30 protein-coding genes are annotated in these 26886 nt (G+C 69.7%); 6 read left to right on the top strand and 24 right to left on the bottom strand.

From position 1 onward, the window contains the following. Positions 1-26: 26 nt before the first annotated feature. Together accD and BHU06_RS02430 are read left to right on the top strand one after the other, a co-directional pair. Positions 27-905 carry an acetyl-CoA carboxylase, carboxyltransferase subunit beta gene (gene accD, locus BHU06_RS02435; RefSeq protein ID WP_070397536.1) on the top strand — a complete coding sequence of 293 codons (879 nt, stop codon included), beginning with the start codon at positions 27-29 and terminating at the stop codon, positions 903-905. Next, positions 902-1582, top strand: coding sequence for an LON peptidase substrate-binding domain-containing protein (locus tag BHU06_RS02430; RefSeq protein ID WP_070397535.1), 681 nt, complete (start codon positions 902-904; stop codon positions 1580-1582). Before accD ends, BHU06_RS02430 begins: the two co-directional genes overlap by 4 nt. A gap of 18 nt (positions 1583-1600) precedes the next feature. On the opposite strand, the gene nagZ is transcribed toward BHU06_RS02430, so the two are convergent. The 22 genes from nagZ to BHU06_RS02320 all read right to left on the bottom strand — a co-directional run bounded on the left by nagZ (position 1601) and on the right by BHU06_RS02320 (position 21024). Beyond that, positions 1601-2680, bottom strand: coding sequence for a beta-N-acetylhexosaminidase (gene nagZ, locus BHU06_RS02425; RefSeq protein ID WP_070397534.1), 1080 nt, complete (start codon positions 2678-2680; stop codon positions 1601-1603). Further along, a complete protein-coding gene (gene acpS / locus BHU06_RS02420) occupies positions 2677-3087 on the bottom strand; it encodes a holo-ACP synthase (RefSeq protein ID WP_070397533.1) in 411 nt (136 codons plus the stop codon). The genes nagZ and acpS overlap by 4 nt, the downstream gene beginning before the upstream one ends. Next, positions 3084-3839 carry a pyridoxine 5'-phosphate synthase gene (locus tag BHU06_RS02415; RefSeq protein ID WP_083292836.1) on the bottom strand — a complete coding sequence of 252 codons (756 nt, stop codon included), beginning with the start codon at positions 3837-3839 and terminating at the stop codon, positions 3084-3086. The genes acpS and BHU06_RS02415 overlap by 4 nt, the downstream gene beginning before the upstream one ends. 12 nt (positions 3840-3851) lie before the next feature. Further along, entirely contained in the window at positions 3852-4649 is a 798-nt protein-coding gene (gene recO / locus BHU06_RS02410) for a DNA repair protein RecO (protein WP_070397531.1), read from the bottom strand. 90 nt (positions 4650-4739) lie between these two features. Then, positions 4740-5738 (bottom strand): GTPase Era, encoded by a 999-nt coding sequence (gene era, locus BHU06_RS02405; protein ID WP_070397530.1) that lies wholly within the window; start codon positions 5736-5738, stop codon positions 4740-4742. Between the two features lie 11 nt (positions 5739-5749). Then, on the bottom strand, positions 5750-6433 hold the full coding sequence (rnc, locus tag BHU06_RS02400; protein ID WP_070397529.1) for a ribonuclease III: 684 nt from the start codon (positions 6431-6433) through the stop codon (positions 5750-5752). 19 nt (positions 6434-6452) lie between these two features. After that, the gene (locus BHU06_RS02395) at positions 6453-6800 is read right to left on the bottom strand and encodes a DUF4845 domain-containing protein (RefSeq protein ID WP_070397528.1); all 348 of its coding nucleotides are present in this window, start codon (positions 6798-6800) and stop codon (positions 6453-6455) included. 23 nt (positions 6801-6823) lie between these two features. Then, positions 6824-7801: a signal peptidase I gene (lepB, locus tag BHU06_RS02390; protein WP_070397527.1), complete on the bottom strand. Its 978-nt coding sequence runs from the start codon at positions 7799-7801 to the stop codon at positions 6824-6826. Further along, complete coding sequence (gene lepA / locus BHU06_RS02385) at positions 7801-9609, bottom strand: translation elongation factor 4 (RefSeq protein ID WP_070397526.1); 1809 nt, start codon at positions 9607-9609, stop codon at positions 7801-7803. Before lepA ends, lepB begins: the two co-directional genes overlap by 1 nt. Before the next feature lie 533 nt (positions 9610-10142). Next, positions 10143-11630, bottom strand: a complete 1488-nt coding sequence (locus BHU06_RS02380; RefSeq protein WP_070397525.1) for a Do family serine endopeptidase — start codon at positions 11628-11630, stop codon at positions 10143-10145. A gap of 35 nt (positions 11631-11665) precedes the next feature. Beyond that, positions 11666-12742, bottom strand: coding sequence for a MucB/RseB C-terminal domain-containing protein (locus BHU06_RS02375; protein ID WP_239478162.1), 1077 nt, complete (start codon positions 12740-12742; stop codon positions 11666-11668). Positions 12743-12753: 11 nt separating this feature from the next. Then, a complete protein-coding gene (locus tag BHU06_RS02370; RefSeq protein ID WP_070397523.1) occupies positions 12754-13416 on the bottom strand; it encodes a sigma-E factor negative regulatory protein in 663 nt (220 codons plus the stop codon). Positions 13417-13443: 27 nt separating this feature from the next. Further along, entirely contained in the window at positions 13444-14085 is a 642-nt protein-coding gene (gene rpoE, locus BHU06_RS02365) for an RNA polymerase sigma factor RpoE (RefSeq protein WP_070397522.1), read from the bottom strand. A 54-nt stretch (positions 14086-14139) separates the two neighbouring features. Beyond that, a complete protein-coding gene (locus BHU06_RS02360; RefSeq protein WP_070397521.1) occupies positions 14140-14550 on the bottom strand; it encodes a hypothetical protein in 411 nt (136 codons plus the stop codon). Positions 14551-14593: 43 nt separating this feature from the next. Next, positions 14594-15838, bottom strand: a complete 1245-nt coding sequence (fabF, locus tag BHU06_RS02355) for a beta-ketoacyl-ACP synthase II (RefSeq protein ID WP_070397520.1) — start codon at positions 15836-15838, stop codon at positions 14594-14596. A gap of 7 nt (positions 15839-15845) precedes the next feature. Continuing rightward, the gene (gene acpP / locus BHU06_RS02350; protein ID WP_070397519.1) at positions 15846-16085 is read right to left on the bottom strand and encodes an acyl carrier protein; all 240 of its coding nucleotides are present in this window, start codon (positions 16083-16085) and stop codon (positions 15846-15848) included. A gap of 75 nt (positions 16086-16160) precedes the next feature. Beyond that, a complete protein-coding gene (gene fabG / locus BHU06_RS02345; RefSeq protein WP_070397518.1) occupies positions 16161-16922 on the bottom strand; it encodes a 3-oxoacyl-ACP reductase FabG in 762 nt (253 codons plus the stop codon). Between the two features lie 25 nt (positions 16923-16947). Then, positions 16948-17898, bottom strand: a complete 951-nt coding sequence (gene fabD / locus BHU06_RS02340) for an ACP S-malonyltransferase (RefSeq protein WP_070397517.1) — start codon at positions 17896-17898, stop codon at positions 16948-16950. Between the two features lie 49 nt (positions 17899-17947). Further along, the gene (locus BHU06_RS02335) at positions 17948-18925 is read right to left on the bottom strand and encodes a beta-ketoacyl-ACP synthase III (RefSeq protein WP_070397516.1); all 978 of its coding nucleotides are present in this window, start codon (positions 18923-18925) and stop codon (positions 17948-17950) included. Positions 18926-18934: 9 nt separating this feature from the next. Beyond that, on the bottom strand, positions 18935-19996 hold the full coding sequence (gene plsX, locus BHU06_RS02330) for a phosphate acyltransferase PlsX (protein ID WP_070397515.1): 1062 nt from the start codon (positions 19994-19996) through the stop codon (positions 18935-18937). A 128-nt stretch (positions 19997-20124) separates the two neighbouring features. Beyond that, positions 20125-20307, bottom strand: a complete 183-nt coding sequence (gene rpmF / locus BHU06_RS02325; protein ID WP_009518787.1) for a 50S ribosomal protein L32 — start codon at positions 20305-20307, stop codon at positions 20125-20127. Between the two features lie 150 nt (positions 20308-20457). Beyond that, the gene (locus tag BHU06_RS02320) at positions 20458-21024 is read right to left on the bottom strand and encodes a DUF177 domain-containing protein (RefSeq protein ID WP_070397514.1); all 567 of its coding nucleotides are present in this window, start codon (positions 21022-21024) and stop codon (positions 20458-20460) included. Between the two features lie 34 nt (positions 21025-21058). Between BHU06_RS02320 and BHU06_RS02315 the strand changes: the two genes are divergently transcribed. Further along, positions 21059-21658 (top strand): Maf family nucleotide pyrophosphatase, encoded by a 600-nt coding sequence (locus BHU06_RS02315; protein ID WP_070397513.1) that lies wholly within the window; start codon positions 21059-21061, stop codon positions 21656-21658. Further along, positions 21655-22428: an SAM-dependent methyltransferase gene (locus BHU06_RS02310; RefSeq protein WP_070397512.1), complete on the top strand. Its 774-nt coding sequence runs from the start codon at positions 21655-21657 to the stop codon at positions 22426-22428. Before BHU06_RS02315 ends, BHU06_RS02310 begins: the two co-directional genes overlap by 4 nt. A 14-nt stretch (positions 22429-22442) precedes the next feature. On the opposite strand, the gene galU is transcribed toward BHU06_RS02310, so the two are convergent. Then, positions 22443-23330: a UTP--glucose-1-phosphate uridylyltransferase GalU gene (gene galU, locus BHU06_RS02305; RefSeq protein ID WP_070397511.1), complete on the bottom strand. Its 888-nt coding sequence runs from the start codon at positions 23328-23330 to the stop codon at positions 22443-22445. Positions 23331-23451: 121 nt separating this feature from the next. On the opposite strand from galU, the gene BHU06_RS02300 reads away from it, so the two are divergent. Together BHU06_RS02300 and galE are read left to right on the top strand one after the other, a co-directional pair. Then, positions 23452-24882, top strand: a complete 1431-nt coding sequence (locus BHU06_RS02300; RefSeq protein ID WP_070397510.1) for a mannose-1-phosphate guanylyltransferase/mannose-6-phosphate isomerase — start codon at positions 23452-23454, stop codon at positions 24880-24882. A gap of 8 nt (positions 24883-24890) precedes the next feature. Further along, positions 24891-25922, top strand: a complete 1032-nt coding sequence (gene galE / locus BHU06_RS02295; RefSeq protein WP_070397509.1) for a UDP-glucose 4-epimerase GalE — start codon at positions 24891-24893, stop codon at positions 25920-25922. Here the strand turns inward: galE and BHU06_RS02290 are convergent. Then, positions 25910-26884, bottom strand: a complete 975-nt coding sequence (locus BHU06_RS02290; protein ID WP_239478163.1) for a S49 family peptidase — start codon at positions 26882-26884, stop codon at positions 25910-25912. The genes galE and BHU06_RS02290 overlap by 13 nt on opposite strands. Positions 26885-26886: the final 2 nt, after the last annotated feature.

The following is a 26886-nucleotide window of genomic DNA, read 5'->3' as shown; positions in this document are numbered from 1 at the left end:
CCCCTCACTCCCCCCTGGAGAACCGCATGTCCTGGCTCGAAAAGCTGCTCCCCCCCAAGATCACCCCGACCGACCCCACCGAGCGCCGCAGCGTGCCCGAGGGCCTGTGGGTGAAGTGCCCCAGCTGCGAGGCCGTGCTCTACAAGAACGACCTCGAGAAGAACCAGAACGTCTGCCCGCACTGCTCGCACCACCACCGCATCGGTGCACGCGCGCGCCTCAACGCCTTCCTCGACGCCGAGGGCCGCTACGAGATCGGGCAGGAGGTGCTGCCGGTCGACGCGCTCAAGTTCAAGGACAGCCGCAAGTACCCCGAGCGGCTGAAGGAAGCGCTGGAGAGCACCAGCGAGACCGATGCCCTCATCGTCATGGGCGGCGCCGTCAAGGGCATCAGCCTGATCGCGGCCTGCTTCGAGTTCGACTTCATGGGCGGCTCCATGGGCTCGGTGGTCGGCGAGCGCTTCGTGCGCGGCGTCGAAGAGGCCATCGCGCAGAAGGTGCCCTTCGTCTGCTTCACCGCCACCGGCGGCGCGCGCATGCAGGAGGGCCTGCTGTCGCTGATGCAGATGGCCAAGACCAACGCCTCCCTCACGCGCCTGGCCAAGAAGGGCCTGCCCTACATCAGCGTGCTCACCGACCCCACCATGGGCGGCGTCAGCGCGGGCTTCGCCTTCGTGGGCGACGTGGTGATCGCCGAACCCAAGGCGCTGATCGGCTTCGCCGGCCCGCGCGTGATCGAGAACACCGTGCGCGTGAAGCTGCCCGAGGGCTTCCAGCGCGCCGAGTTCCTGCAGACCAAGGGCGCGGTCGACTTCATCTGCGACCGCCGCGAACTGCGCGCCACCGTGGCCAGCCTGCTGGCCATGATGCAGCGCCAGAGCGCCGACGCGGTGGTCGAGGATTGAGCGACGGCCCGGCGGCTGAGGCACTCAAGCTCGCCCAGCTGCCCCTCTTCCCGCTGCAGACCGTCCTGTTCCCAGGCGGCTGGCTGCCGCTTCGCATCTTTGAGGTGCGCTACCTCGACATGATCGGCCGCTGTCACAAGGCCGGCGCGCCCTTCGGCGTGGTGAGCCTGAGCGAAGGCAGCGAGGTGCGCCGGCCCGACCCCAAGGCCCCGCCCGGCGGCGACGGCTTCGCCAAGGAAGATTTCCACCCGATCGGCGTGCTCGCGCGCATCGAATCGCTGGAAAAACCCCAGCCAGGGCTTTACATGATCCGCTGCCAGGGCTTGCAGCGCTTCAACGTCACGCGCCGCACGCGGCTGCCGCATGGCCTGTGGGTGGCCGACGTCGAACTGCTGCCGGCCGACCTCCCCGCGCCCGTGCCGGACGAACTGGCCTCGGTGGCCACCGGCCTCAAGCGCGTGCTGGAGAACCTGCGCGAGCGCCAGCCCGGCGCCGAGGACCAGTTGCCGATCCAGCCACCGTACCACTGGGACGACGCCGGCTGGGTGGCCAACCGCTGGTGCGAACTGGTGCCGGCCCCGCTGGCGCTCAAGCAGCGGCTGATGGCGCTGGACAACCCGCTGCTGCGCCTCGAACTCGTGGCCGACCTGCTCGACAAGCTCGGACTGGACCGCTGAGCGCCCGCCCGGGGCGCCTCAGGGCAGCAGCGACAGCGCACGCATGTAGCGCGGATCCACCATCAGATCGTCCCAGGCCATGGCCTGGCCCTGAGGCAGCAGGGTGCGGCGGCGCTCCTCGCTCGCGGGCGACGGCGTCCAGCCGCCCTGCAGCGCGGCGCGCGAAAGCTCGTCGATCGCCTCGTCGATCGGCGCGCCGCCGTCCACCACGCTCTGGTTGCACAGCAGCACCATGTCGCAGCCCGCCTGCAGCGCCGCCGTGGCGGCCTCGGCGAAGCGCACCGCGCGGCCTTCGATCTGGCGCGCCGCGGCCATGCCCAGGTCGTCGCTGAACACCGCGCCGGTGAAGCCCAGGCGCGCGCGCAGCACGTCCTGCAGCCAGCGCGCCGAGAAACCGGCGGGCCGGGCGTCCACCTTGGGGTAGACCACGTGCGCGGGCATGACCGCGCTGAGCGAGGCGCTGAGCCAGCCGTAGGGCAATGCGTCGTCGGCCAGGATGGCCTTGAGCGAACGCGGATCGCGCGGGATCTCGTGGTGCGTGTCGCCGCGCACGTAGCCGTGTCCGGGAAAGTGCTTGCCGCAGTTGGCCATGCCGCTCTGGCGCAGGCCATGCATCAGCGCCTGCGCCAGCACCGTGACCACGCGCGGGTCGCGCGCGAAGGCGCGGTCGCCGATGACCGAGCTGTCCCCGTGGTCGAGGTCGAGCACGGGGGTGAAGCTCAGGTCCACGCCGCAGGCGCGCAGCTCGGCGCCGAGCACGAAGCCGGCCGCCGTGGCGGCGTCGGCCGCGCGCATCGCGCCGTCGCCGTCGGCGCCGCCGGCCATCCAGCGCTCGCCGAAGGCGGCCATCGGCGGCAGCGCGGTGAACCCGTCGGTGCGGAAGCGCTGCACACGGCCGCCCTCGTGGTCGACCGCGATCAGCAGGTCGTCGCGCACCGCCTTGATCTCGGCGCACAACCGCGTGAGCTGCGCGCGGTCGCGCCAGTTGCGGGCAAACAGGATGGCGCCGCCCACCAGGGGGTGGTCCAGGCGCTGGCGGTCGTTGTCGGTCAGGCTCAGGCCGGCGACGTCGATGATCAGGGGGGCGTGGTGGTTCATGGCGAAGGGGGGGCTGTGCGTTCGACGACCACGAAGCTGGCCGCGTAGTCGGTTTCGTCGGTCACGGTCACGTGGGCGCGCAGGCCGCGCGCCTCGAACCAGGTCTTGAGCTCGCCGTGCAGCACGATCACGGGCTGGCCGCTGGGCAGGTTGGCGATCTCGCAGCGGCGCCAGCTCATGGGCATGCGCATGCCCAGGCCGATGGCCTTGGAAAAAGCCTCCTTGGCCGAGAAGCGCGTGGCCAGGTAGCGCAGGCCGCGCTGCGGCCAGCGCGCGCTGCGGCGCTGCCAGACGGCGAACTCGGCCTCGCTGAGCACCTTGCCGGCGAACCGTTCGCCCTGGCGCTCCAGCGTGGCCGCGATGCGGCGCACGTCGCAGATGTCGGTGCCGATGCCGTAAATGCTCATGCGTCGAACGCGCCGTCGATGCAGCGCTTGTAGGCCTGGACGGTGGCCGCGTAGCCCAGCTCCAGCGCGTCGGCGATCAGCGCGTGGCCGATGGAGACTTCGCTGACGGCCGGCACCTGGCGCAGGAAGGGCGTGAGGTTGTCGCGGTTGAGGTCGTGCCCGGCGTTGACCGCCAGGCCAGCGTCCAGCGCGGCCTGCGCGGCGCGGGCGAAGCGGCGCAGCTGCTCGTCCTGCGCCGGCGTGCCGAAGGCGGCGGCGTAGGGTTCGGTGTAGAGCTCGACCCGGTCGGCACCGACCGCCCGGGCCGCCGCCATCTGGTCGGCCTCGGCGTCCATGAACAGGCTCACGCGCACGCCCAGCGCGTGGCATTCGGCGATCAGGGGGCGCAGGCGCTCGGCGTCGGCGGGAAAGCGCCAGCCGTGGTCGCTGGTGAACTGGCCTTCGGCATCGGGCACGAAGGTGGCCTGGTGCGGGCGCACCGCGCGCACGAAGTCCATGAGGTTGTGGAAGGGGTTGCCCTCGATGTTGTATTCGCGATCGGGCCAGGCCTTGAGCGCGGCGGCCAGCTCGTGCACGTCGTGCGCGCGGATGTGGCGCTCGTCGGGCCGCGGGTGCACGGTGATGCCGGCGGCGCCGGCCCGCAGGCACAGCTCGGCCGCGCGCACGACCGAGGGAATGCCCAGGTGGCGGGTGTTGCGCACCAGCGCGACCTTGTTGAGGTTGACCGACAGCGCGGTCCGGTTGTGCACCATGCTCAGGCCCAGTCAGGAGTCGGTGGGGTCGGTGGAAGGGGCATCGGCGGCATGCCCGCGACGGCGGCGCAGGGCCTGCACATCGAGCAGCAGCTGGCGCGTGCCGAACACGCGCACATTGCCATGGTAGAGCAGCAGGTTGCGCAGGGGGATGCGCAGGGTCGGCGCAATCTCGGCGCAGGCGCGCAACACGGGCACGAAGGGGGCGGGCCCGTCCAGCGCCTGCTGCAGCCCGCGCCAGCGCGCCGCGTCCAGCGCGTGGTGGTCCTCATCGTGCGCCAGGCGCAGGCCGGACTCGGGCTGCAGCACGTAGCGCCCGGCCTCGCTCAAGGGGGCCAGCGTCGCGCCCTCGCGCAGCAGGTCGGGCAGCAGGCCGGTCTCGCGCAGCAGCAACAGCTCGAAGGCGCGCAGCACCACGCTGCGCGCGTCGGGCTGCTCGGCCAGGGTGTGCACGGCGGTGGCGAACCAGTCGAACAGGCGCGGGTAAGGGTCTTCGCGCGCCAGCAGGCGCATCAGCAGTTCATTCAGGTAGCTGCCCGCGATGAGCGCCTCGCCGGTGGGCATGACGTGTCCCCCCACCCAATGCGCGGCCTTGAGCGTGCGGACCTCGGCATCGCCGCTCCAGCTCAGCTGCAGCGGCTGCAGCGGCAGCAGCACGGGGCGGAACTGTGAGGTGGGCCGCTTCACACCCTTGGCCACCAGGGCGATGCGGCCGTGGTAGCGCGTGAACACCTCCAGCACGAGGCTGGTCTCGCTCCAGTCGTAGCGGTGCAGGACGAACGCGGACTCGTCGGCTACCCGGGCCTTCATCGATAGGCATCGGCCTGCCGCCGGGCCGCCCCACGGCAGGCCAGCCCCCGCGGGGGGCAGCGACGCGCGCAGCGGTGGAGCGCGGAGGCCTCATTCATATCCGAAGGAGCGCACGCGGGCCTCGTCGTCGGCCCAGCCGGAGCGAACCTTGACCCACAGTTCCAGGAACACCTTGCCGCCCCAGAGCTTTTCCAGTTCCATGCGGGCCTCGGTGCCGATGCGCTTGAGCTTCTCGCCCTTGTCGCCGATCACCATGCCCTTGTGCCCTTCGCGCTCGACCACGATGGTGGCCGCGATGCGGCGCAGCTGTCCCTCTTCCTCGAAGCGGTCGATGATCACCGTGGAGGTGTACGGCAACTCGTCGCCGGTGAGGCGGAACAGCTTCTCACGCACCATCTCGGCGGCCATGAAGCGCTCGCTGCGGTCGGTCAGGTCCTCGGCGTCGTGGATCCAGGGCTGCTGTGGGAGGTACTTCTCGCAGATGGTGAACAGGCGCTGGATGTCCTTGGCGGCCTTGGCCGACATGGGCACGAACTCGGCGAAGGCGTGGCGCTCCTGCATGGAGCGCAGCCAGGGCGCCAGGTCGCCGCGGCGGTGCACCTCGTCCAGCTTGTTGGCCAGCAGGATCACCGGCACGTCCGGCGGCAGCAGCGACAGCACCTTGGCGTCGGCCAGGTTGAATCGACCGGCCTCCACCACGAAGAGGATCAGGTCGACGTCGGCCACGGCACCCAGCACGGTCTTGTTGAGCGAGCGGTTGAGCGCGTTGCCATGGCGGGTCTGGAAACCCGGGGTATCGACGAAGATGTACTGAGACGCGCCTTCGGTGCGGATGCCGGTGATGCGGTGCCGCGTGGTCTGGGCCTTGCGCGAGGTGATGCTGACTTTCTGTCCCACCAGCGCGTTGAGCAGGGTGGACTTGCCCACGTTGGGCTTGCCCACGATGGCGACGTAGCCGCAGCGCTTATCGGCCTCGGCCACCTCGGGTCTCGGCTCAGGGGCCTCGGCCGCGCCGGGCTTGCCCAGGGCGCGCGCCAGCATGGCCTCGAGGTTGTCGGCGGGCGGGGGGGCGGGTGTCTTCTGGCTCATGGATCGGTTCGTCAGCGCGCGCTGGCCATCAGGTGCTGCAGCATGGCCGCGGCGGCGGCCTGCTCGCCCGCGCGCCGCGAGGCGCCAATGCCACGCTCGCTGTGGCCGGACTCCTGCACGGTGCACTCCACGTCGAAGGTCTGCTTGTGGGCTTCGCCCAGCGTGGCCACCACGCGGTAGACGGGCAGCTTCATTTTGCGGCCCTGCAGCCACTCCTGCAATTCGGTTTTTGGGTCCTTGCCCAGGGCCGTCATGGTGTGGCTCAGCTCCACGCCGCTGTACAGCCGCCGCACCAGGGCCGATGCGGTCTCGAAACCGGCGTCGAGGTAGACGGCGCCGATCACGGCCTCCAGGGCGTCGGCCAGGATGGAGGGGCGCTTGTGCCCGCCCGAGCGCTTCTCGCCGTCGCCCAGCCGCAGGCCGGACGACAGGCCCAGCGCCTGGGCGAGCCCGAACAAGGTGTCCTGCTTGACCAGGTTGGCGCGGATGCGGGACAGATCGCCCTCGGGCAGGGCGTCCAGCTTCTCGAACAGCAAGCCGGAAATGGCCAGGTTGAGCACGGAGTCGCCGAGGAATTCCAGGCGCTCGTTGTGGTCGGCGCCGAAGCTGCGGTGGGTCAGCGCCCGCTCCAGCAGGCGTGGGTTGGCGAAGCGGTGCTGCAGCCGGCCCTGCAGCGCGGTGAGATCGGGGCTCAAACCATCAACCGGGCCGCGCTCATTGCGAGCTGCCCTTGTACTTCATCACCAGCCAGGCCGGCCCGGCCAGGTGGATTTCGCGGACGTAGTCGTAGGACACCACCACGCGGTCGCCCTGCTTGCCCACGGTGAGGTCCTTGCCCGAGATGGTGCGGATGTCGTCGATCGTGGCCGCCTTGTCGAAGATGTCGCGCACCTCGGCCACCGTGCTGCCCGCCGAGGCCTTCTGCACCGCCTTCTGCACGGCCATGTACTCGAGGTAGGTGGGGAACACCTGGGCCGCCACGATGCCCGCGAGCGCCAGCAGGGTGCCGACGATGATCAGGCCGACGAAGGTCAGGCCCCGTTGTTGCCGCTTCAGCTTCATGCGCTCCTCCTCAGGGTTCGCTCTTACTCGAATCGTCCGATGCGACCGAGGTCGCCGAAATTCATCCAGACCAGGAAGGCCTTGCCCACGATATTCGCTTCGGGCACAAAGCCCCAATACCGCGAGTCGAGCGAATTGTCGCGATTGTCGCCCATCATGAAGTAATGCCCGGCCGGCACCTTGCAGACCGCGCCCTCCACGCTGTAGCGGCAGTTCTCGGCGAAGGGGAACTGGGTGGCACCGTCGACGAAGGCCGGGCGGTTGTCCTCGTTGAGGGTGTTGTACTGCTTGCCGCCCAGGCTTTCCTGCCATTGCTTGGCGTAGCGCATCGAGTCCTTGTCGAAGAAGTCGGGCTGCGCCACCCGCGGCACGGGCTGGCCGTTCACCGTGAGCTGCTTGTTCAGGTAGGCCACCTCGTCACCGGGCAGGCCGATCACGCGCTTGATGTAGTCCAGGCTGGGCTTGGGCGGGTAGCGGAAGACGACCACGTCGCCGCGCTGCGGCGCCTGGTTGTCCCAGACCTTGGTGTTGACCACGGGCAGGCGGATGCCGTAGTGGTACTTGTTCACCAGGATCAGGTCGCCCACGCGCAGGGTGGGGATCATGGAGCCCGAGGGAATCTTGAAGGGCTCGAACAGGAAGGAGCGCAGCACGAAAACGGCCAGGATCACCGGGAACAGGCCCGCCGTCCAATCCAGCCACCAGGGCTGGGCCAGCGCCCGCTGCCGCGCCGGTTCGATGTCGCCCTCGATCTGGCTGAAGCCCTGCTTGGCCAGGGCCTCCTTGCGCTGGTGGTGCTCCACCACGAGCTGGTCGGCCGCACGGCGGCGCTGCGGCAGGAAGACCAACTTGTCGATCACCCAGTAGACGCCGGTGACGAGCGTCGCCAGCAGCAGCAGCAGGGAGAAATTGCCCTCGACCGCGCCCATGTACCAGGCCACGGCATAGAGCCCGAACGCCGCGAGGATGATCCCCGTGACCGCACCCATCGCGGACTTCATCAATCTTGCACCTGCAGGATGGCCAGGAACGCTTCCTGGGGCACTTCGACGGAGCCGATCTGTTTCATGCGTTTTTTGCCAGCTTTCTGTTTTTCGAGCAGTTTGCGTTTGCGGGTGATGTCACCACCGTAGCATTTTGCCAGCACGTTCTTGCGCAGCGCCTTGATGGTTTCGCGCGCGATGACGTTGCCCCCGATGGCCGCCTGGATCGCCACGTCGAACATCTGTCGGCTGATGATCTCGCGCATCTTGGCTGCCACCGCGCGGCCACGGTACTGCGCCTGGCTGCGGTGCACGATGATCGACAGGGCATCGACCTTCTCGCCGTTGAGCAGGATGTCGACCTTGACCACGTCGGAGCGGCGGTACTCCTTGAACTCGTAGTCCATGCTGGCGTAGCCGCGGCTGACGGATTTGAGTTTGTCGAAGAAGTCCAGCACGATCTCGCCCAGCGGCAGTTCGTAGGTCAGCATGACCTGCTTGCCGTGGTAGGCCATGTTGATCTGCACGCCGCGCTTCTGATTGGCCAGGGTCATGACCGGACCCACGTACTCCTGCGGCATGTACAGGTGCACGGTGACGATGGGCTCGCGGATCTCTTCGATGCGGCCGGGGTCGGGCATCTTGGAGGGGTTCTCCACCATCAGCACCTCGCCGTCGCCCTTGACCACCTGGTAGACCACGCTGGGCGCGGTGGTGATGAGGTCCTGGTCGAACTCGCGCTCCAGGCGCTCCTGCACGATCTCCATGTGCAGCAGGCCCAGGAAGCCGCAGCGGAAGCCGAAACCCAGGGCCTGCGACACCTCGGGCTCGTAGTGCAGCGAGGCGTCGTTGAGCTTGAGCTTCTCCAGGGCGTCGCGCAGGGCGTCGTACTGGTTGGCCTCGGTGGGGTACAGGCCGGCGAACACCTGCGGCTGCACCTCCTTGAAGCCGGGCAGCGGTCGCTCCGCCGGGCCGGCGTTGTTGGGCAGCTTCTTTTCCAGCGTCACGGTGTCGCCCACCTTGGCGGCCGCGAGCTCCTTGATGCCGGCGATGATGTAGCCCACCTCCCCCGCTTCCAGCGAGTCGCGGGGCTGGGTGGCCGGCGTGAATACGCCCAGGTTGTCGGCGTTGTAGGCCGCGTTGGTGGCCATGAGCTTGAAGCGCTCGCCCTTGAGCAGGCGACCATCCACCACCCGGACCAGCATCACCACGCCCACGTAGGCGTCGTACCAGCTGTCGATGATCATGGCGCGCAGAGGGGCGTCCGGGTTGCCGCGCGGCGCCGGCACCTTGGCCACCACGGCCTCCAGGATGTCCTCGACCCCCATGCCCGTCTTGGCCGAACACGGGATGGCGTCGCTCGCGTCGATGCCGATCACGTCCTCGATTTCGCTCTTGGCGTTCTCGGGGTCGGCGTTCGGCAGGTCCATCTTGTTCAGGACTGGCAGCACCTCCACGCCGAGGTCGAGAGCGGTGTAGCAGTTGGCCACCGTCTGGGCCTCCACGCCCTGGCTGGCGTCCACCACCAGCAAGGCGCCCTCGCAGGCCGACAGGGAACGCGAGACCTCATACGAGAAGTCCACGTGGCCTGGGGTGTCGATCAGGTTCAGGTTGTAGACGCGGCCGTCGCGCGCCTTGTACTGCAGCGCGGCCGTCTGCGCCTTGATGGTGATGCCGCGCTCCTTCTCGATGTCCATGGAGTCGAGCACCTGCTCGCTCATCTCACGATCGGAGAGGCCGCCGCAGCGGGAGATGATGCGATCCGCGAGCGTCGATTTGCCGTGATCGATGTGCGCGATGATCGAGAAATTGCGGATGTGGTTCATCGGAAGGCCGGGCCAGGGACCATGTTCATCGCGCGCCGGGCCAGGGCGCGCGACCATAAAAAAGGGCGCGTCAGCTGCTGACGCGCCCGTAACCAACAATCAATGGCAACTGCGATAGTTGGGGTTTCATTGTAGGCAAAAAGCCCCCCGCAGACAGCCGCCACCAAGCTTCCCGACCCTGTCGCCGGGCCGCAACAGGGCAGTTGTTTACAGCTTATCCACAAGCTCTGGGTACAAGCTGTGCAACGGCTGTGGATCAAGGACCACCGGGAGCGACTGGGCTCCCGCATCGTGAATTGGGTGCTCGCGCGCCGGCTTCAATCCGTCAACAACGCGCGGGATTTTATCGAATCCGGTCAAGACTGGCCGAATTCCTGTTGGTGCTCACTAACTTATCTATTAACCGACCCGCCGGACGGGCTCGGGAGGGCGTCGCATCCCCGAAACACCCGGCGACGGACGGCGCCGATGCCCGGGGACGGGCGGGGGTTATTGGCCCAAGCCACCCGAAAGGCGTTCCACACCCGGGCCCGTCACCGGGCCTGCGGCCGCACCACCGCGTATTGGGCCCATTCGCCCCGGCGCAGCAGCAGATTCACCGGCTTGGACTTGTCCAGCTTGGCGAGCACCGCCTCCACGTCCTTGACCGAAGACACTTCGGTGTTGGCCACCGCCACGATCACGTCGCCTTCGCGCAGGCCGGCCCGGGTGGCGGGCCCGGCGACACCGATCACGCGAACGCCGCCCTTGACCTTGAGCGCCTTGGCGTCGTCCGCGCCGAGTTCGGCCAGCGTCAGGCCCAGCGACTGCGTCGCGTTGTTGCTCGGCACCGGCTTGGGCTCGGGGGCGGCGGCACGCGCCTCGGGGCGCTCAGGCTCGAGTTCGGCGATGACCACATTCAGCTCGCGCTGGCTGCCCCGGCGCAACACCGTCATGGTGCTGCGCGTGCCCGGCTTGGTGTTGCCCACCAGGCGCGGCAGGTCAACCGACTTGTCGATCTCCTTGCCATCGAACTTGAGGATGATGTCGCCCGGCTCGACGCCCGCCTTCGCGGCCGGCGAATCGGGCTCAACGCCACGCACCAGCGCGCCCTTGGGCTGCGCCATGCCCAGCGACTCGGCCACCTCCTTGCCCACCTGGTCGATGCGCACGCCGATGCGCCCGCGCGTGACGCGCCCGCTGGCGCGCAGCTCGTTGGACACGCGCACGGCCTCGTCGATGGGAATGGCGAAGGAAATGCCCTGGAAGCCGCCCGAGCGCGAGTAGATCTGGCTGTTGATGCCCACGACCTCGCCGCGCATGTTGATCAGCGGCCCACCCGAGTTGCCCGGGTTGATGGCCACGTCGGTCTGGATGAAGGGCAGGTAGTCGCCCGTGTCGCGCTGCTTGGCGCTCACGATGCCGGCCGTGACGGTGTTCTCCAGGCCAAAGGGCGAGCCGATCGCCATCACCCATTCGCCCACGCGCAGGCGGTTGATGTCGCCCACCTTCACCGGCACCAGACCGGTGGCCTCGATCTTCACCACCGCCACGTCGGTGCGCGCATCGGCACCGACGATGCGCGCCTTGAATTCGCGCTTGTCCGCCAGCGTGACGATCAGCTCATCGGCGCCGTCCACGACATGGGCGTTGGTCATGATGAAGCCGTCGGCGCTGAGCACGAAGCCCGAACCCACGCCGCGCGGACGCGCCTCGTCGGACGGCGGGCCCTGCCGCGGGCCGCGCGGCGTCACGCCCGGCGGGATGGGGATGCCGAAGCGGCGGAAGAACTCCAGCATCTCCTCGTCGGGGCCGCCCTCGGCATTGCCGCGCGCCGCGGCGCGCTCGAGCGTGCGGATGTTGACCACCGACGGGCCGACCAGGTCGACGAGGTCGGTGAAATCCGGCAGGCCGCGCGCATTGGTCGCGGCCGCCTGGGCGAGCGAGGGGGTGGGCGTGAACAAAGCCAGGGATCCGGCCGCACCGAAGGCGGCGGCCAGGGCCAGGGCTTGCAGGGAAGGACGGAGTCGGGCAGCGGACATCGGCGGCTTTCTTCGGTGGTCGATCAAGGGCGGTCTCAGCGGATGCGCTCCAAGGCGTCGGCGAAACGTTTCAGGGTGGCGGGAGGCACCTCGCCCAGGGCGGTCACCCAATGGTCGCCGACACGGCGGCTGACGGAGTGGGTGGCCCCCATGGCCACCTGCTGCTCCTCGTTGCCGTGGCGCTGCGGGTCGAAGGGCTCGACGAACAGCGACACGGACGCCAACCCATCGGAGAACACCCACTGCATGGGGGCCTGGCCCGCCGGCAGGGGGCCGCCGGGCACTTCGCGCGTGTGGCAGCTCATGGCGGTGAAGCCCGGGATGGACTCCTTCAACTGCCAGCCCTCGGCCTGCGGCGTGGTCTTGCGCAGCGCGGGCTTGATCACCTCGTAGCCGCGCGTGTCCTTCATGAGGCGCGCGAGTTTGTCCATGCTCACGGGGGCGTCGAGCTGCAGTTCGGAGAACGCCACCTGCTCCAGCACCTGGCCCTGGGCGCCCAGCGTCTGCAGCTTCACGATCAGGCCACTCTTTTTCTCGGACCAGATCCGGTAGCCGAAGCGCCACTCATCGCGAGGCACGATCTCCACCATGTCGGCCATGTGGCCCGCCACGCGCTGGTAGCCCACTTCGCGGGCACCGTAGAACTGCGCGATGGCGCTGGCCGGCGTGCGCAGCATGTCGGGAAAGACGCCGAGCGATTCGCGCTTCTCGACCATGGCGGTGCGCGTTTCCGGCTCGAAGGTGATGACCTCGCTGTTGCGGCGGATGGTGGTGCGCGGCGCGCCGGTGAGCGTCTCCACACGCTCCATCTGCTGCGTGCCGTCGCACACATGCCAGATCTTGGAGGCCGACATCGCGCTGCCGGAGCTGACGACCAGCGTGCCGGTGTACGAGCGCTGGAGCGAGGCCTGGTGCATGCGCGAGAGCCATTCGGTGACGCTGCGTGCGGAACCCGCGCCCGGCGACACGCTGGTCCCCTGGGCCAGCACCGGCGCGCTCCAGCCACCGGCACAGGCCCAGACGATCAGGGCGGCCCCGAAGCGGCGCAGCCGCGGCGCGCCAAGCCGACGGGCGCAGGGCAGAACGGCGGGGGGAAAAACGGCGGTCGTCATGGGCGCGGCCATCAGCGGGCGTCGGCGTCGTAGGTGGCGTTGCGGATGAAGCCGGTCGAGGTCTGGAAGGCCGACATGCCGCCGTGCTGGCGGTGCTCGGACAGCAGGCGCTCCAGCGCCGGGTCGCGGATCAGCTGGCCCTGCGAGGTGGACACCACCACCGGCCGCGTGGACGGGACCCCGGCCGACGCGGCCGGCGGCGGCGCCGAAGCCAGGGTGGCGGGCGGCAGCGCCACCCGCTCCTGGGCCAGCACCGGCGCCTGCGGGCCACTGGGCGCGGAGGCCAGCACGGTCCAGCCGACGGCGGCGACCGCCACCACGCTGGCCAGGCCCGACACCATCTTCCAGCGGAACAAGGCGTCGTTCGCCGCCGCGCCACGCACCGCGCGCACGGGCCGAGACCCGGCGTCCGCGGCGGGCTGGTGCTCGGCGTCGAGCCGCTGGTTCAGCTCGGCCAGGAAATCCATGGGGGATCGGGCCGGCAGGGCCGCGCCATCGCCTCGCAGCACCTCGCCGATGAGCTGGTAGCCGCGCCACTGCGCCAGGGCCTCGTCGCCCAGGCGACAGCGCGCGAACAGGGCGTCGCTTTCGCGCTCGTCCAGGTAGCCATCGCACAGGGCCGACACCTGGTCGGCGCCCGGGTGGGCCGAATCGAAGGAAGTGGGCTGGTTCATGGCGGCGACCTCAGCGTGGCAGGCCTCTTACCAGCGCTTGCCCGACTGCCGGTCGAGCAAGGGCTTGATGCGGGCCGAAATGGCTTCGCGCGCCCGGAAGATGCGGGAACGCACGGTGCCAATGGGGCATTCGAGTGCTTGGGCGATCTCTTCGTAACTCAGGCCCTCGATTTCGCGCAGGGTGATGGCCATGCGCAGTTCCTCGGGCAAGGCTTCCATCGCGGCGTTGACCGCGTTGGCGATTTCCTTGCTGGCCAGCACCGCCTCGGGCGTCTCGGTGTCGGCTACGTTGGCGTTTAGTTCGCGCTCCGGAGCGGAAGTTTCATCGTCCTCCCCCCCCTTGAGCTGCGATTGGAAGACCAGCGGATCGCGTTTCAGTTCCATCAGCTGCTTCTTCGCCGTATTGACGGCGATGCGGTACAGCCAGGTGTAGAACTGGGCATCGCCCCGGAACTGGGCCAGCGCGCGGTAGGCGCGAATGAAGGTTTCCTGGGCGATGTCCTGGACCAGGTCGCTGTCGCGCACCATGCGTCCGATGAGGCGCTCGACGCGCCGTTGGTACTTCAGGACCAGCAGATCGTAGGCGCGGCGCTCGCCGGCCAGGGTGCGTTGCACCAGCATGACGTCGCTGTCGGGCGGCGGCGGAGCGGTGTGGTCTTCCGTTGTCATGCGCGCGGGACTATACCCCATGCCCCCACCGCCTCCAGGGGCGCGGACGGGGCGTCAAACCGGCCGATCGGACACCAGGGCGCGGCGCAGCGCCAGCCAGTCGGCGGGTGCCCGGTCGCGCTCCACCCACACCCAGACCGGCGCGCCGGCAGAGCCCCTCAGTTGCAAGAGGACGCGGCTTTGCAGGTCCAGCGCCACCCGCACGGCATCGAGCGCGAGGCCGTCGCTGCAGCCGTCCGGCGACCAGCGCCAGGCCGCCCCCTGCCCCGGCGCACCGCTGAAACGCAGCACGCCCACGACCAGGCGGCGCTCGACGCGCGCGGCCCAGCCCATCCAGGCCAGGCCCGCCACGGCCAGCGCCAGCCAGGTACTCAGCGCCAGGGACGCCGCCATCCAGGCCGCCAAGAGGGCCACGGCCAGCGCCAGGACCGCCAGCGACAGCCCCCAGAAACGGCAACGCCCCACCGGATAGGCAACCGATGGGGCGCCGGGCCGGGTGGTCAAACGATCAGACCCGCTTGAACACCAGGGTACCGTTGGTGCCGCCGAAGCCGAAGTTGTTCTTCAGCGCCACGTTCACCTGGCGGTCGCGCGCCGTGTTGGCGCAGTAGTCGAGATCGCACTCGGGATCCTGGTTGACGATGTTGATCGTCGGCGGGATCTGCTGCTGATGGATGGCCATCACCGTGAAGACGCTCTCGATGCCACCGGCGCCACCGAGCAGGTGACCGGTCATGGACTTGGTGGAGCTCACGACCATGCGCTTGGCGTGGTCGCCCAGCGCGGCCTTGATGGCGTTCGACTCGTTGATGTCGCCCAGCGGCGTGGAAGTGCCGTGCGCGTTGAGGTAGTCGACCTCGTCGGCGTTCACGCCGGCGTTGCGCAGGGCGTTCAGCATGGCGCGGCGCGGGCCGTCCATGTTGGGTGCGGTCATGTGGCCGGCGTCGGCGCTCATGCCGTAGCCCGCCACCTCGGCGTAGATCTTCGCGCCGCGCGCCTTGGCGTGTTCGTACTCTTCGAGCACCATGACGCCAGCGCCCTCGCCGAGCACGAAGCCGTCGCGGTCCTTGTCCCAAGGTCGCGAGGCGGCGGTGGGGTCGTCGTTGCGGGTCGACAGGGCGCGCATCGCGGCAAAGCCGCCCACGCCCAGTGGCGACACCGTGGCCTCCGAGCCGCCCGCCACCATCACGTCGGCGTCGCCGTACTCGATCTTGCGGGCCGCCTCGCCGATGCTGTGCAGGCCCGTGGTGCAGGCCGTCACGATGGCGATGTTGGGGCCCTTGAAGCCGAAGCGCATCGACACGTGGCCCGAGATCATGTTGATGATCGAGGCCGGCACGAAGAACGGCGAGATGCGGCGGGGCCCGCGGTTGGTCAGCTCGGTATGGGTTTCTTCGATCAGCGGCAAGCCACCGATGCCCGAGCCGATGATGCAGCCGATCCGCGTGGCGGCCTCCTCACCCAATGCCTCGCCCGTGGGCAGGCCGGAATCGATCACGGCCTGGTGGGCCGCGGCGATGCCGTAATGGATGAAGGTGTCCATCGTGCGCGCCTCCTTGGCGCTCATGTAGGACTCCAGCTCGAACCCCTTGACCTCTCCCGCGATGCGGCACGCGAAGTTCGACGGGTCGAACTTGGTGATCGTGGAGATGCCGGAGCGCCCGGCCAACAGATTGGCCCAGGAGTCGGCCACCGTGTTGCCCACGGGGCTGATGCAACCCAGGCCGGTCACGACGACGCGACGACGGCTCATGGGGCGATCAGGCTTTCTGGTGCTTCAGCGCGTAATCGATGGCGTGCTGCACCGTGGTGATCTTCTCGGCTTCTTCGTCGGGGATCTCGATGCCGAACTCGTCTTCGAGGGCCATCACGAGTTCCACCGTGTCCAGCGAGTCGGCGCCCAAGTCGGCCACGAAGGCTTTTTCGCTGGTGACCTGACCTTCTTCCACGCCGAGTTGTTCGGCAATGATTTTCTTGACGCGTGCTTCGATATCGCTCATAGGTCCCTCAAAGGGTGGGTTGGAATGCAGGGCGGCATTTTAGCCGGGGGGACGGGGCCGGGACCCCGAGGGACATCAGGCCATGAACATGCCGCCGTTGACGTGCAGTTCCTGGCCGGTGATGTAGGCCGCGCGCGGGCTGGCCACGAAGGCCACGGCGTGCGCGATGTCGGCGGGTTTGCCGAGGTGGCCCAGGGGAATCTGCGACAGCAGGGCCTTCTGCTGCTCTTCGGGCAGCGAAGCGGTCATGTCGGTCTCGATGAAGCCCGGCGCGACGCAGTTGACGGTGATGTTGCGGCTGCCCAGCTCGCGCGCCAGCGCGCGCGTCATGCCGGCCAGGCCGGCCTTGGCGGCGGCGTAGTTGGCCTGACCCGGGTTGCCCGAGGCGCCAACGACGCTGGTGATGCTGATGATGCGGCCATAGCGCTGCTTCATCATGGGACGGATGACCGCGCGGCTGAGACGGAACACGGCCTTGAGGTTGGTGTCGAGCACGGCGTCCCAGTCCTCGTCCTTCAGGCGCATGGCCAGCATGTCGCGCGTGATGCCCGCGTTGTTGACCAGGACATGCAGCGCACCGTGCGCCTTGACGATCTCGTCGATGAGGGCTTCGGCGGCCTTGGCGTCGTTGACGTCGAGCACCGCGCCGCGGCTGCCGGCGCCGGCCCCGCCCACCGCCTTCAGTGCGGCGTCGATCTTGGCCGCGCCATCGCCGCTGGTGGCGGTGCCGATGACGATCAGCCCCTGTTGCGCGAGCTCGTGCGCGATGGCCGCGCCGATGCCGCGCGAGGCGCCAGTGACCAGGGCCACCTGGCCCGCGAATTTCACATCCGTCATATCGACCTCTTTGGAATGGGCGGGTTCAGGCCAGCAGGGCCTTGGCCTCGGCCAGCGTGGCCGGGTCGTACAGGGCGGCGCCCTGGATGCTGGCGTCGATGCGTTTGGTCATGCCGGCCAGCACCTTGCCAGGGCCGCATTCGATCAGGGTACCGATGCCGCGCGCCTGCATGGCCTGCACGCACTCGACCCAGCGCACCGGCCCGAAGGCCTGGCGGTACAGCGCGTCGCGGATGCGGTCGGCATCGGACTCGACCGCCACGTCGATGTTGTTGATGAGCGGAAAACGCGGCACCGCCAGCGCCACGCTGGCCAGCTTCTCGCGCAGGCGCTCGGCGGCCGGCTTCATGAGGCTGGAGTGGAACGGCGCCGACACCGGCAGCGGCAGCGCGCGCTTGGCGCCGTTGGCCTTGAGCACCTCGCAGGCCTTGTCGACGGCGGCTTTGCTGCCCGCGATCACGGTTTGTGCCGGGTCGTTGAAGTTCACGGCCTCCACCACCTCGGCGCTGCCCGCGCCGAACGTGGCCTGCGCCTCGGCGCAGCCGGCCTTCACGCGCTCGGCGTCCATGCCCAGGATCGCGGCCATCGCCCCGACGCCGACGGGCACCGCCTCCTGCATGGCCGCGGCGCGAAAGCGCACCAGCGGCGCGGCGTCCGCCAGCGTGAGCACCTCGGCGGCGACCAGCGCGCTGTACTCGCCCAGCGAATGGCCGGCCACGGCGGCGGGCAGCTCGCCGCCCTCGGCGCGCCAGGCGCGCCAGGCAGCGACGCCAGCCACCAGCATCACAGGCTGGGTGTTGGTCGTCAGGCCCAAAGCCTCCTTGGGGCCTTCCTTGATGAGCCGGCCGACGTCCTCGCCCAGGGCATCCGACGCTTCGCGCAGGGTGTCGACGACGGCGGGGTGGTCACCCCAGGCGTCGAGCATGCCCACGGACTGGGAACCCTGGCCGGGAAAGACAAAGGCAAACGGTTTCATTCTGTTCAGCTGTCTGCGACGGCGCGCGGCGGCGGCGCCGTCCGTTCGTTCAAAAATCGAGCAGCACCGCACCCCAGGTGAAGCCACCGCCCACCCCTTCGAGCAGCACGGTGTCGCCCGGGCGCACGCGGCCGCCACGCACTGCGTGATCGAGGGCGAGCGGAATGGAGGCCGCCGAGGTGTTGCCGTGTTCGTCCACGGTGGCGACGAGCTTTTCCAGCGGCAGGTGCAGCTTCTTCGCCGTGCCCTGCATGATGCGGATGTTGGCCTGGTGCGGAATCAGCCAGTCGATGTCGGTGTCCACGCGGCCGGCCTTGTGCAGCACGGTGCGCGCGGCGCGCTCCAGCACCGTGACCGCGAGCCGGAAGACCGCCTGGCCATCCATTTTGAGCAGCGGCTGGCCCGTGACCTGGCCGCCCGACACGTGCCCCGGCACGCACAGGATGCCCACGTGCTTGCCGTCGGCGTGCAGGTCACTCGCCAGGATGCCGGGCGTGTCGGAGGCCTCGAGCACCACGGCGCCCGCGCCGTCGCCGAACAGCACGCAGGTGGTGCGGTCGTTGAAGTCGAGCAGGCGCGAGAACACTTCGGTGCCAATGACCAGGGCCTTGCGCGCCGTGCCGGCGCGGATCATCGCGTCGGCCACGGTGAGGGCATAGACGAAGCCGCTGCACACGGCCTGCAGGTCGAAAGCCGGGCAACCCGCGATGCCCAGCTTGTGCTGGACGATGGCGGCGGTGGACGGAAACACCATGTCCGGCGTGGACGTGGCGACGATGATGAGGTCGATGTCCTTGGCCGTGCGGCCGGCCGCTTCCAGCGCGGCCTGCGCCGCCAGCACACCCATGTCGCTGGCGAACACGCCGTCGTCGGCGAAGTGCCGCGCGCGGATGCCGGTGCGCTCGATGATCCACTGGTCGCTGGTCTCAATGCCCTTGGGCGCCAGCATGGCCACCATGTCGTCGTTGGTCAGGCGGCGCGGCGGCAGATGGCTGCCCGTGCCGGTGATGCGGGAATAAGCGCTCATGCGGAGGAATCAGATGGTCGGAATGCCGCCACGCTCGCTGATGGTCGTCTCGGGCGACAGCAGCGGCTGCGCACGCGCAATGCGTTGTCTCACGTTGTCCAGCAAGCCGCGGGAGGCGGCATCATACGCGCGGGCCAGCGCTTGCTCGAAGGCGAAGGCGTCGGCCGAGCCGTGGCTCTTGAACACCAGGCCCTGCAGGCCCAGCAGGGCCGCGCCGTTGTAGACGCGGTGGTCGGCGCGCTGGCGGATGGCGTTGAGCACCGGCATGGCCACCACGGCCGCCAGCTTGCGCCACAGGCCGCGCGTGAACTCCTCGCGGATGAAGCCTCCGATCATCGAGGCCACGCCCTCGCTCGCCTTGAGCGCCACGTTGCCCACGAAGCCGTCGCACACCACGATGTCGGTGGTGCCCTTGAAGATGTCGTTGCCCTCCACGTTGCCGTGGAAGTTCAGGTCGCCCGCCGTGGCGGCGTGGCGCAGCAACTGGCCCGCCTGCTTGATCACGTCGCTGCCCTTGATGACCTCCTCGCCGACGTTGAGCAGGCCCACCGAAGGGTCGTCGCGCCCGGTGACGGCGGCCACCAGGGCCGAGCCCATCACCGCGAACTGCAGCAGGTGCTCGGCGGAGCAGTCGACATTGGCGCCGAGGTCGAGCACGGTGGTGGCGCCGCCGCGCGCATTGGGCATCTGGGTGGCGATGGCGGGGCGCTCGATGCCGTCCAGCGTCTTGAGCAGGTAGCGCGAGATCGCCATCAGCGCACCGGTGTTGCCGGCCGAGACCGCGGCCTGCGCATGGCCGTCCTTGACCTGCTGGACCGCCACGCGCATGGACGAATCCTTTTTGCGGCGCAGCGCGACCTCGATCGGGTCGCTCATGTCCACGACCTCGCTGGCCGGCACCACGGTGCAGCGCTCATGCGCCGTGAGACGGGACCAGTCGCGCAGGTCCTCGGCGCGCCCCACCAGCAGCAGGCGCGCCTGGGGGTGGCTGGCCAGAAAGGCCTCGGCCGCGGGCATGGTCACGGCCGGCCCGACGTCTCCCCCCATGCAATCCACGGCGATGGTGATCATCTCGACATCCTGCGGGACGCTCGCGGCGACCTCGTCGTTCTAATGAAAAAGGCCCGCATGCGGCATGCGGGCCCGTGTCTCCGTGGCCAGCGGACGCGCGCGCGCACGCCCGGCGGGCAGCCCGTGGATCAGGCTTCGGATTTGTTCTTGAGCACCTGGCGGCCGCGGTAGAAGCCGTTGGGGCTGATGTGGTGGCGCAGATGCACTTCGCCCGTGGTGGGCTCGACGGCGGTGCCCGGGGTGGTCAGTGCGTTGTGCGAACGGTGCATGCCCCGCTTGGAGGGCGATTTCTTGTTTTGCTGGACAGCCATGTTGGGCTCCTGGAAGGCGTTGGTGAGGACTCGAGGGCGTCATCGGCTGGGACACGGGGTGGAAACCGCACGCTGCCCGGCCTTTCAGGCCCGCCCTGGCGCAAAGCCAAGCATTATAGCCCGAGTTATCCGGATGCGGATGGCCTCCCCTCACGGCCGGCCCTTGAGCTTGGCCAGCGCCGCGAAGGGGTGCGGGCGCTCACTGCCCGGCGCCTTTTCGCCACCGGCGGGCCCGTCGGCCGCCGACAGGGGCTGCGGGCAGCGCTCGTGCAGGGGCACCAGCGGCAGGGACAGGATCAGTTCGTCCTCGACCAGCTCGACCAGGCTGGGCCGTGGCTCCAAGGCGAGCAGGTCCTCTTCGCTGTCGTCGTCCAGCGCCTCGGCCGTGGCCTCGTCGGCCACGAAACGGAACCAGCGGTCCACCTCCACCGGGGTCTGCACCGGCGCCAGGCAGCGCTGGCAGGTCAGGGGCACGAGGGCGCGTGCCTCCAGATGCAGCCAGGCCTGCGGGGCACCGCCGGTCGGCCCGTCGCGCATCTCACCCCGGGCCTGCCAGCGCACGCGCTCGCTCGGGTCGACGGGCGGGTGCAGGTCACCGGCGAGGCGCGCGAAACCGGTGAGCGGCGGATCGCCTTCGAGCCGGGCGCCGGCCTGGGCGAAGCGCAGCGCGTCCAGGCGCTGCGGATTGAAAACGGAAGCGGGGGGCTTGCTGGCCATCGGGCGATTCTAGGCAGGCCCCGACAATACGCCCATGAGCAACACCCCCTCCCCCGCCCGGGCCGTGGTCCTGGGATCGACGTCCCGCTACCGACGCGAGCTGCTGCAGCGCCTGGGCCTGCCGTTCGAGGTGGCCGCGCCCGAGGTCGATGAAACGCCGCGGCCCGGCGAGGCCCCCGCCGCCCTCGCCCAACGCCTGGCCCTGGCCAAGGCACGCGCCGTGGCCGAACGCTTTCCCGAGGCCGTGGTCATCGGCAGCGACCAGGTGGCCGATCTGACCGGCGAGCCGCTGGGCAAACCCGGCACCCACGAACGCGCCGTGCTGCAGCTGCGCCGCATGCGCGGGCAGACCGTGGTCTTCCAGACCGCCCTGGCCGTGGTCTGCCGCGCCAGCGGCTTCGAGCGCCAGGACATCGCTCCCGTGCGCGTGGCGTTCCGCGAGCTGGACGACGGCGAGATCGAGCGCTACCTGCTCGCCGAACAGCCCTACGACTGCGCCGGCAGCGCCAAGAGCGAAGGCCTGGGCATCGCCCTGCTCGAGCGCATCGACAGCGACGACCCCACCGCCCTGGTGGGGCTGCCGCTGATTCGCACCTGCCAGATGCTGCGCGCCGCCGGCGTGCGCCTGCCATGACGCCGGGCGCGCTCTACCTGGTGCCCACGCCGCTGGACTTCGGCGTGTCCGAGGCCGTGGACCCGCTGGGGGCGCTGCTGCCGGGAGAGACCCTGGCCGTGGCCGGCCGGCTCACCCACTGGATCGCCGAGAACGCCAAGAGCGCGCGCGCCTTCCTCAAGCGCGTGGACGCCGCCGTGGGCCTGGCCGCGCCGCTGCAGGAGCAGCAGATCCTGGAGTTGCCCCGGCAAACGCACAAGCGCGGCGACCACACGCAGGACGACCGGGCGGCGCGCGACTGGCTCGCGCCCGCGCTGCAGGGCCATGGCATCGGCCTGCTCAGCGAGGCCGGCATGCCCGCCATCGCCGACCCCGGCAGCGGCGTGGTGCGCGCGGCGCACGCCCTGGGCCTGCGGGTGTGCCCACTGGTGGGGCCGGTGTCGCTGATGCTCGCGCTCGCGGGCAGCGGGCTCAATGGCCAGCACTTCGCCTTCGTGGGCTACGTGGCGCAGGACCCGCCCACGCGCACCAAGCGCCTGCGCGAACTCGACGCCCTGGCCACGCGCAGCGGCCAGGCGCAGATCCTGATCGAGACGCCCTACCGCAACGCGGCCTTGCTGCGCGCGCTGATCGACACCCTGCAACCGGGCACGCGCCTGGCCGTGGCCTGCGGGCTGGCGCTGCCCACACAAGCCATCCACAGCGCGCGCGTGGCGGATTGGCGGCGCGAGCCCGCGCTGGCGGCCGACCTGCCACTGGATCTGCCCGCCGTGTTTCTCTTCGGCCCCTGAACGGGCGACGGGCCTCAGCCCATCACGCGCTGCAGGTGCGCGCGCACCGAGCCACTCAGCTCGGGATTGGCCAGGGCGAGGTCGATGGTGGCTTCCAGGAAGCCTTCCTTGCTGCCGCAGTCGTAGCGCCGGCCTTCGTAGCGGTAGGCCTGCACGCGCTCCTTGCCGATCAGCGCGGCGATGCCGTCGGTGAGCTGGATCTCGCCCCCCGCGCCGCGCGGCTGCTGGCGGATGCTCTCAAACACCGCCGGCGTGAGGATGTAGCGCCCGGCCACCGCCAGGGTGGACGGTGCCTTCTCGGGCGCGGGCTTTTCCACCATGGCGAAGACCTCGGCCAGCGCGGCGTTCGCGCCGTGCACGTCGACCACGCCATAGCGCTTGGTCTCGGCGCGCGGCACGTCCTGCACGGCCAGCACGGCGCCCGGGCTGCGCTCGTAGGCCTTGACCATCTGCGCCAGCACGGTGGCACCGCCGCTGAGCTGGTCCTTGCCCAGCATCAGGTCGTCGGCCAGCAGCACGGCGAAGGGCTCGTCGCCCACCAGGCGCTCGGCGCACAACACCGCATGGCCCAGGCCCAGCGCGCGCGGCTGGCGCACGTAGAAGCAGTCCATGTCGTCGGGCTTGATGGACGTCACCAGGTTGAGCAGCGCGCCCTTGCCCGCCGCCTCCAGCTCGGTCTCCAGTTCGTAGGCGACGTCGAAATGGTCCTCGATGGCCCGCTTGTTGCGGCCGGTGACGAAGATCATTTCGCGGATGCCGGCCGCGTAGGCCTCTTCCACGGCGTACTGCATCAGCGGCTTGTCCACCACGGGCAGCATCTCCTTGGGAATGGCCTTGGTGGCGGGCAGGAACCGGGTGCCCAGGCCACCCACGGGAAATACGGCTTTACGAATCGTCGTCATGTCGTGCACTGCTCCCGAGCGATTTGACAAACAAGCTGACCATAATACCCACGGCCCGTGCCCGCGACCCGGCACGCCACCGCACCGCAGCATCACGCGCGGTCTTCCCGGATACACACGAATGCAGATCACTCCCGTCATCCTGTGTGGCGGCTCGGGCACCCGCCTGTGGCCCCTGTCGCGCCAGAGTTTTCCCAAGCAGTTCGTCCCGCTGGTGGGCAACAAATCTTTACTTCGCCTTACCTTGGACCGTGTGGCCTGGAGCGCACAGCCGCCCCTGTGCGTAGCCGCCGACGAGCACCGCTTCCTGGTGGCCGACGCCATCGAGTCGGGCGGCCAGGGCGGCACGCTGCTGCTGGAGCCCGCCGCGCGCAACACCGCGGCCGCCATGGCTCTGGCCACGCTGCAGGCCCTGCGCGATGGCGACGGCAGCGGGCTGCTGCTGTTCTGCCCGGCGGACCACCACATCCCCGACGCCGTGGCCTTCGCCGACACCGTGCGGCAAGGCGCGGCCGCGGCGCAGGCTGGCGCCATCGTCACCTTCGGCGTGATGCCCACCTTCCCCAGCACGGCCTACGGCTACATCGCCCAGGGTGAGCCGCGCCCCGACGGCAGCCGCCGCGTGGCCCGCTTCATCGAAAAGCCCGCTGCCGAGGCCGCGCAGGCGCTTCTGCTGCAAGGCGGCGTGCTGTGGAACGCGGGCATCTTCCTGGCCAGCGCGGCCACCCTGCGGGCCGCGCTGCAGCGCCACGCGAACGACATCTGGGTCGCCTGCGAGCAGGCCATGGCCGCGCCCAAGGAAGAGTCCGTGGGCCGCTGCCGCTTCGTGCGCCCGGTGGCCGAGCCTTTCCTGGCGTGCCGCTCGCAGAGCATCGACTACGCCGTGATGGAGCCGCACGACGACGTGGCCGTGGTGCCCTTCCAGGGCCAGTGGAGCGACGTGGGCAGCTGGAACGCCGTGGCCGACCTCGCGCCCGCCGACGGCAACGGCAACCGCGTGCAGGGCCAGGGCCATGCCCTGCGCGCGGCCAACACCTTCATCCACGCGCCGCACCGGCCCGTGGTGGCGCTGGGTACGCACGACCTGCTCATCGTCGACACACCCGACGCCCTGCTCGTGGCCCAGCGCGACCACGCCGAACAGGTGAAGGACGTGGTGGCCCATCTGGCCAAGAGCGACGTGCCGCAGGCCGCCGCGCACCGCCGCGTGGCGCGACCCTGGGGCTGGTACGACAGCATCGATACGGGGGCACGCTTCCAGGTCAAGCGCATCGGCGTCAAACCCGGCGCCTCGCTGAGCCTGCAGAAGCACCACCACCGCGCCGAGCACTGGATCGTGGTCAAGGGCACGGCCGAGGTCACGCGCGGCCAGGAGGTGTTCCTGTTGTCGGAGAACCAGTCCACCTACATCCCCATCGGCGAGGTGCACCGCCTGCACAACCCCGGCAAGATGGAACTGGAGATGATCGAGGTGCAATCCGGCGCCTACCTCGGCGAGGACGACATCGTGCGCCTCGAGGACGTCTACGGCCGCGAGCCCAAACCCCAATAGGCACCCGCATGAAGATCCTGCTCACCGGCGGCGCCGGCTACATCGGCAGCCACACCGCCGTGGCCCTGGTCGAGGCTGGCTACGCGCCCATCGTGCTCGACAACTTCGCCAACAGCCACCCGGTGGTGATGGAGCGCCTGCAACGCATCACCGGCCAAGCCCTGCCACTGGAGCGCGGCGACGTGCTGGACACGCCCTGGCTCACCGAGGTGCTGCGCCGCCACCGCCCGGCGGGCGTCGTGCACTTCGCGGGCGACAAGGCTGTGGGCGAGAGCGTGGCCGATCCGCTCAAGTACTACCGCAACAACCTGGGCGGCGCCACCAGCCTGCTGCAGGCCATGTCGGCGCTGGCCGCCGAAGACCCCTCGCAGCCACCCACACTGGTGTTCTCCAGCAGCGCCACGGTCTATGGCGACCCGGTGCGCGTGCCCATCACCGAAGACTTCGCGCGCAGCCACACCAACCCCTACGGCCACACCAAGCTGGTCATCGAGGACATGCTTCAGGCGCTGCAGACCGCGCAGCCGCACTGGCGCATCGGCACGCTGCGCTACTTCAACCCGGTGGGCGCGCACGAAAGCGGCCTGATCGGCGAGGACCCGGCCGGCATCCCCAACAACCTGATGCCCTTCGTGGCCCAGGTGGCCGTGGGCGCGCGCGAGCACCTCAACGTCTTCGGCGGCGACTACCCCACACCCGACGGCACCGGCGTGCGCGACTTCATCCACGTGATGGACCTGGCGCGCGGCCACGTCGCCGCCATCCAGGCCCTGCTGGGCCGGGGCGAGAGCTTCACCGTGAACCTGGGCACCGGGCGCGGCCACAGCGTGCTGGAAGTGGTGGCCGCCTTCGAGAAGGCCAGTGGGCGGCCCGTGCCCTACCGCGTGACCCCGCGCCGCGCGGGCGACGTGGCCCAGTGCTGGGCCGACCCGTCGCTGGCGCGCCAGCTGCTGGGCTGGCAATCGCGCCACACGCTCGATGAAATGTGCGCCGACGCCTGGCGCTGGCAGCGCGAGAACCCGAACGGTTACCGCAGCTGAATGCCGGCGGACTGCGCCGCCTTGAACGCCCCTTCGCCGAAGCTCGCGCCGAACTGGCGCGCCAGGCGCAGGCCCAGGTTCTCGCGCTGGGTGTAGTCCACCACCTCCTCGGCCTTGATCACCTCGCGCGCCACGTAGTCGAGGTTGCCCAAGCCATCGGCCAGGCCGTGGCTCACGGCCTGCTGGCCGCTCCACACCAGGCCGGTGAAGGTGTCGGCGTCTTCCTTCAGGCGCTTGCCGCGGCCCTGCTTCACCACCTCGATGAACTGCAGGTGGATCTCGTCGAGCATGGCCTGCAGGTAGGCTTTCTGCTGCTCGTCCTGCGGGCTGAAGGGGTCGAGCATGGCCTTGTTGCGGCCCGCCACCATCAGGCGCCGCTCCACGCCCAGCTTGTCCATCAGGCCCGTGAAGCCGAAGCCGTCCATCAGCACGCCGATGCTGCCCACCAGGCTGGCCTTGTCGACGTAGATGTCGTCGGCCGCCGCCGCGATGTAGTAGGCCGCGGAGGCGCAGGTTTCCTCCACCACGGCATAGACCTTCTTGTCGTGCAGGCCCTTCAGGCGGCGGATCTCGTCGTTGATGATGCCGGCCTGCACCGGGCTGCCGCCCGGCGAGTTGATGAGCAGCACGATGCCCTGGGCCCCCTGGTCCTCGAAGGCCTGGCGCAGCGCGGGCAGCACGTTCTCCGCGCTGGCCTGGGCGCCGGCACCGATGGTGCCTTCGATTTCGATCACCGCGGTGTGCGGCGTGCTGGGCTGCGAGCCCGCCATGTGCTCGGCCTTGACGGCCAGCCAGACGATGGCGCCGATCACCAGCAGCCAGGCGAAGCGGAAAAACAGCTTCCAGCGGCGCGCGGCGCGCTGCTCCTTGAGCTGGGCGAACAGCAGCTTTTCGATGGCCTCGCGCTCCCAGGCAACGCCGGCGGGGCGCGGGGTGGCGGCGGTGTTGAAGTCCTCGTTCACGA

Origin of the sequence: Hydrogenophaga sp. PML113 (assembly GCF_001777155.1) — a bacterium.
Taxonomy (GTDB): domain Bacteria; phylum Pseudomonadota; class Gammaproteobacteria; order Burkholderiales; family Burkholderiaceae_C; genus Hydrogenophaga; species Hydrogenophaga borbori.
This window is presented reverse-complemented; position numbering and strand designations above follow the sequence as displayed.